Source organism: Helicobacter brantae, from assembly GCF_003364205.1.
In the GTDB taxonomy this organism is placed as follows: domain Bacteria; phylum Campylobacterota; class Campylobacteria; order Campylobacterales; family Helicobacteraceae; genus Helicobacter_G; species Helicobacter_G brantae.
The window spans coordinates 1-1,040 of sequence record NZ_NXLV01000030.1; the positions used below are offsets into that span (position 1 = coordinate 1).

The 1,040-nt window shown below is 33.7% G+C and carries 1 protein-coding gene; it reads right to left on the reverse strand.

Features of this window, described 5'->3' with window-relative positions; translation table 11 throughout:
• Positions 1 to 233: 233 nt before the first annotated feature.
• Positions 234 to 1,040, reverse strand: an 807-nt coding sequence (locus CQA58_RS08330; RefSeq protein ID WP_170126782.1) for a hypothetical protein, incomplete at its 5' end; no start/stop codon positions are given.

The following is a 1,040-nucleotide window of genomic DNA, read 5'->3' on the forward strand; positions in this document are numbered from 1 at the left end:
TCATTATTCCTGACCTCATTGTTTTTTGTATTTTAACCTATTTTCCCCAAAGAAAAAGGTTTATCCCCTCCTCACTCCCCTTAACCCAAAAAGAAAGTGCTTCCCCTTTCTTTTTGCTTAACACTTATTATTCTTTTTGGGAGAGCCTCGCTATATCTTGCTCTTGAAGTTTGCAGGGTAGGCACTATTGCCTTATCTCACTCCTCAAAAACTTCACTACGAGCAAGGCGAGATTAAAAAATAGCCTTTAATCTCATCATCAGCAAATCAACAACTTCATCATCAATTTTTGATCCCATACGCTCACAAATTATCTTTTGTGTTTCGACAATGTTTCTAATATACTTTTCTTGTTCTTCAAAAGTAAAACGCGTCCAATCCTTATTGTTTTTTGCACCATTATGCATTTTTAATAATAGTTGTAAATTATCAGGGTGATGTTTTCCTTGTTTTTCACCTTTAAGTGCATAAGCGTGATCAACTTCAAAAATAATTCCCCATTTATTTTTTAAAATAGAACAAATATCCGAAAATTCTTTAATGCGATAGAGTTCTTTTTGACTCATTTTACTTTCTGCTTGTTTGATAATTTGTCTTCTGTCTTCTTCTTCAATATCTTCTTGTTCTATCAAAGCTTTTTCTTCTTCTGTTATATATTTGACCTTTCTAACATTTCCCTCATCATCAATCTTTATATTTTTACTAAAATCTCCTCTTCCTGTTTTTGCCGATAAATTTCTTATTAGCTGAGTGATTCCTTCTGTTGGTTTTTGCTGTTTTTGAGATTTTTCATCAATCCTTTCAATTTCCTCAGGGTAAAGTTCAGCAATTTTATTTGCCCATTCAGAAATACTAACCCAATCATCACATTGCTTTAGGGCTTCAAGATACAAATCCTTTTTAAACATTTTTTGTCCTTCAAATTTTTTTGTAAGTATAACTACTTCTCGCCTTGCTCGTTGTGAAGTTTTTGAGGAGTGAGATAAGGCAGAAGTGCCTACCCTGCAAACTTCAAGAGCAAGATATAGCGAGGCTCTCCC